Raw genomic sequence first — 3,953 nt, 5'->3', positions numbered from 1 at the left:
CGTCCCGCGCATCATCACCTCCAGCATGCCGTGCAAAGGGTGAATCACGTTCTCAAACCCCTGTCGAGGCAGAGTTTTTCAGCAGCCTGTTAGACCCGGCGCCGCGACGGCAAGCATACGCAGTCGCCGATCCGAAAGGGAACTGTTTCAATCCGGGCCGTTCGCGGGTTCAATCGACGCATGACACCGAAGCCCACCGATTCCCGCGCGCTGGCCGCGCTGATCGCCCGGCGCGGCCGCACGGCGCGCAGCATCACCGCCATCGCCGGCCCGCCCGGCGCCGGCAAGTCGACCGTCGCGGAGGCGCTCGCCGACGAGTTGAACGCGGCCGAGCCCGGCAGCGCGGCGGTGCTGCCGATGGACGGCTACCACTACGACGATATCGTGCTGGAGGCCCGCGGAGACCGCGCCCGCAAGGGGGCGCCGCATACCTTCGACGTGGGCGGCTTCGCGGCGATGCTGGCCCGCCTGCGCGCCAATACCGAGGAAGAGATCGCGGTCCCGGTCTTCGACCGCAGCATCGAGATCGCCCGGAACGCCGCGCGGATCATCCCGCAGACGGTGCGCCACCTGATCGTCGAGGGCAATTACCTGTTGCTCGACCGGCCGCCCTGGACGTCGCTGGCGGCCTCGTTCGACACGACGGTGTTCCTCGACGTGCCGACCGAGGAGCTGCGGGCCCGGCTGACGGAGCGCTGGAAGGACCTGGCGCCCGACGCCTTCGCCGAGAAGATGGAGGGCAACGACCTGCCCAACGTGCATCTGGTGCAGGAGGCGAGCCGCCCGGCGGAGTTCGTGATCCGCGACGCCTGACGCCTCCCGCGCCCGGGGGCCGCGCCGACACGCGCATCCCGTGGAACCCGGGCCGGGGTCGGCTCGAATATCCCAAAGGCCCTGCGGTCGGATCCACGGGGCCGTTATCTGCCCGCGCGGCCGCTCAGGCCCAGGAGACGGTCAGATCCTCCCGGAACGCGAAGCGCAGCAGGTGCTCCTCGACCACCTTTGCCAGCCCCTCCACCTTGTCGCCCGGCGCCTCGACCACCAGCGTCAGCGCCGAGTCCGATGCCGTGGCCGCGAGCCGCTGGTCGTCGGAAAAGGACAGCGTGCCGCGCTCCGGCGTGAACTCGGTCTCGAAGCGGTGCGACCAGTGCTTGAAGAGCTGCTGCAGGTAGCGCGACGCATTGGGCGTCTCGACGGTTGCGGTGAGTTTGTCCATGAAGGTCTCCGTATCGTTGTCACCGGCGGGAGCCTTCGCCGCCGGCCGTTGTCCGGGCCAGGCGTACCGTGTCCTCTTCGCCCAGCAGTTTGCCGCCGGCCACGGGTCGCGCCTTGCGCGGATGGCCGAAATACACGAGCGGCGTGTCCAGTTTCCGGCGGCGGCGCGTGACGCCGCCGGTCTTGCAGGCAGTCGCGCCTTGCGGTAGCGCGACAGCGGCGGGACCGAAACGGTCCGCGTGATCGAAGGCTCATCGGGAACCGCCGCGGCCCCGAAGACCGCTTCGGTCTCGACAGTCTTGGCGGAACCGGTTGTCATCGCGGCTCATCCCTTGCGCTCTGCCCGTTTCTGACCGCAGACTATGCGCCCCGACCCCTGCGACAGAATACCCATTGCGGGTGACGTGGGTTGGCCTGCCGCGCCGTCCCCCGTCGGGGTGACGAGACCTGCGCGCGCGACGAGTAGACTGCGATCGACAGACATTTCCGATGGAGACACCGATGAAGCTCGCCTCTCTCAAACACGGCCGCGACGGCCGGCTGATCGTGGTATCGCGCGATCTGGACCGGGCGGCGCCGGCAGAGGACGCCGCGCCGACGCTGCAGGCGGCGCTCGACGACTGGGACAGCGTGGCGCCGACGCTCGAAGCGATCTATGCCGCGCTCAACGACGGCAGCTGCACGACGGCCTTCCCGCTCGACATGTCCGCGCTCGCCGCGCCCCTGCCCCGCGCCTATCAGTATCTCGACGGCGCCTGCTACATCTGCCACATCCGCCGCAACCGCGAGGCGCGCGGCGACACCCTGCCCGACGACATCATGGACGCGCCGCTGATCTACCAGGGGATCAGCCACGGCTACGGCGCCTGGAACGACCCCATCGTCCAGGATCCGGCCGATTTCATCGACTTCGAGGCCGAGATCGCCGCGATCACCGGCGACGTGCCGCGCGGCGTGTCCGCCGACGCGGCCGGCCAGTACATCCGCCTGTTCTGCCTGCTGCAGGACACGTCGCTGCGCCGCATCGTGGCGCCGGAACTGAAGCGCAGCTTCGGCTTTCTGACCGCCAAGCCGGAAAGCTTCCTGGGCCCGGTCGTGGTGACGCCCGACGAGCTGGGCGATCTCTGGGACGGCAAGATGGTGTCGGGCACGATGAAGGTGACCCTGCGCGGCGAACGGGTCGGCTGTATCGAGGCCGGCATCGACAGCCCCTTCCACTACGGCGACGCCATCGCGCATGTGGCGCAGACCCGCAATTTCCCCGCCGGCACCGTGCTGGGCCTCGGCACCGTGTCGAACGAAGCGGCCGACGACGATCCCTCGATCGGTGCGGGATGCATCGGCGAATACCGGGCAATGGAAACCATCAAGACCGGCAAGGCCGAGCTGGCCTTCATGCAGCCCGGCGACCGTGTGCGGATCGAGCTGTTCGACCGCGCGGGCCAGTCGGTGATGGGCGCCATCGACCAGGAAGTGGTCTGGCCCGCCTGAGGCGCCGGCCCGCCGGGCGGCCGCCTCGGTCAACGTGGCGGCGGCGCCCCGCGCGAAAGGCGCTGGCCGGGGGCGCGTCCCGTCCTGCTGCCGCCGCTCCGGCAGCCGCCGGGGCCGTCAGACCGCCGCCGCGACGACCCAGCTCGGCGCGGTGCCGACAGGAAGCTCGACCCCCGGCGCGATCCGGCCATCCGGCGCGACGCGATAGAGCCGGGCCTCGCCGCTTTCCTCGCCCAGTGCCACAAGATAGGCGCCGGTGCGGTCGAAGCCGAAGGCGCGCGGGCAGCGCGGCGCGGCCTCCGCGCCGGCCGGCAACATCCGCCGCTCGGCGTCCAGACGGAAGCCGAAGAGACGCGACGTGTTGCGCTCCGAGGCATAGAGAAGGCGCTCGTCCGGGCTCAGCCGCAGCTCCGCGGCCCAGGCTTTCTCGCCCTCCGGCAGCAGATCGACGGTCTGGACCGGCGCAAGCGCCCCGGTGCGGGGGTCCACGTCCAGCCGCGTCAGGCTGCCGGCATATTCGGACAGCAGAAAGGCCGTCCGGCCGTCCGCCGTGAACACCAGATGCCGGGGGCCGGAGCCCGACGGCATGTCGCACCGCGCGACCGGGGTCAGATCGGCGCAGGACTCGTCGAATGCATAGCTCTGGATGAAGTCGCCGCGAAGGCTGGTGGCATAGACCAGGCCGTTCGGCGCTTCGATCAGGCAATGGACGTGCATCGCCTCCCTGACCATGAGCGGCTCGCCCACCCGCCCGTCGGAATCGACCGGGCTCATGGCGATCGTGCTGCCGGTAAAGGACGAGGTCAGCAGGCGCCGCCCGCGCGCGGCGAGCGTCGCGTAGCACATGCTGGCGGGCAGGCTGGCCTCGCCGAGCAGGTCGAGCCGCCGGGCGCGGCCGTCGAGCGCGAAGCTGAACAGCCGCGTGTCGGCGCCGCGCCAGGCCACGTAGAGGCGCGTCCCGTCGGCATTGGCCGCCATGGGCACGCCGCGGCAGTCATCCTCGACGCCGGGCAGGCGCTGCTTTTGGGTCATCGCCAGCGTGCCCGTCGCCGAGTTGAAGTCGCACAGCGCGACCGCCGCCTCCCCCGGAAGGCAGATCGCCAGGATCTGGTCGGCCTCCGCCGGCGCCGCGCCGGTCCCGGGCATGGCGCCCCCCTACGCCTTGTCGCTCCGCCTGAGTCTCAGGCGGGCGCTTCTGCGCAGGCGGGGCTGGACGTAGAGGCATTCGTCGAAGGTGCCGGGTTCGT

Annotated in this window: 4 protein-coding genes; 2 read left to right on the top strand and 2 right to left on the bottom strand. The window is 70.7% G+C overall.

The features are described from left to right. The first annotated feature begins 180 nt into the window (after window positions 1–180). Window positions 181–813, top strand: coding sequence for a nucleoside/nucleotide kinase family protein (locus P1J78_RS24315; protein WP_275569959.1), 633 nt, complete (start codon window positions 181–183; stop codon window positions 811–813). Between the two features lie 124 nt (window positions 814–937). On the opposite strand, the gene P1J78_RS24310 is transcribed toward P1J78_RS24315, so the two are convergent. Beyond that, window positions 938–1,216, bottom strand: coding sequence for a DUF2218 domain-containing protein (locus P1J78_RS24310; RefSeq protein ID WP_275569958.1), 279 nt, complete (start codon window positions 1,214–1,216; stop codon window positions 938–940). A 500-nt stretch (window positions 1,217–1,716) separates the two neighbouring features. On the opposite strand from P1J78_RS24310, the gene P1J78_RS24305 reads away from it, so the two are divergent. Continuing rightward, window positions 1,717–2,706 carry a fumarylacetoacetate hydrolase family protein gene (locus P1J78_RS24305; RefSeq protein ID WP_275569957.1) on the top strand — a complete coding sequence of 330 codons (990 nt, stop codon included), beginning with the start codon at window positions 1,717–1,719 and terminating at the stop codon, window positions 2,704–2,706. Between the two features lie 117 nt (window positions 2,707–2,823). On the opposite strand, the gene P1J78_RS24300 is transcribed toward P1J78_RS24305, so the two are convergent. Continuing rightward, the gene (locus P1J78_RS24300; protein WP_275569956.1) at window positions 2,824–3,852 is read right to left on the bottom strand and encodes a lactonase family protein; all 1,029 of its coding nucleotides are present in this window, start codon (window positions 3,850–3,852) and stop codon (window positions 2,824–2,826) included. Between the last annotated feature and the right edge of the window lie 101 nt (window positions 3,853–3,953).

The organism is Psychromarinibacter sediminicola (assembly GCF_029168335.1).
Taxonomy (GTDB): domain Bacteria; phylum Pseudomonadota; class Alphaproteobacteria; order Rhodobacterales; family Rhodobacteraceae; genus Psychromarinibacter; species Psychromarinibacter sediminicola.
This window is presented reverse-complemented; position numbering and strand designations above follow the sequence as displayed.

Bases quoted from the DNA above. Each gene is read 5' to 3' on its own strand.
- P1J78_RS24315 (WP_275569959.1), top strand. From the start codon at position 181: ATGACACCGAAGCCCACCGATTCCCGCGCGCTGGCCGCGCTGATCGCC.
- P1J78_RS24310 (WP_275569958.1), bottom strand. From the start codon at position 1,216: ATGGACAAACTCACCGCAACCGTCGAGACGCCCAATGCGTCGCGCTAC.
- P1J78_RS24305 (WP_275569957.1), top strand. From the start codon at position 1,717: ATGAAGCTCGCCTCTCTCAAACACGGCCGCGACGGCCGGCTGATCGTG.
- P1J78_RS24300 (WP_275569956.1), bottom strand. From the start codon at position 3,852: ATGCCCGGGACCGGCGCGGCGCCGGCGGAGGCCGACCAGATCCTGGCG.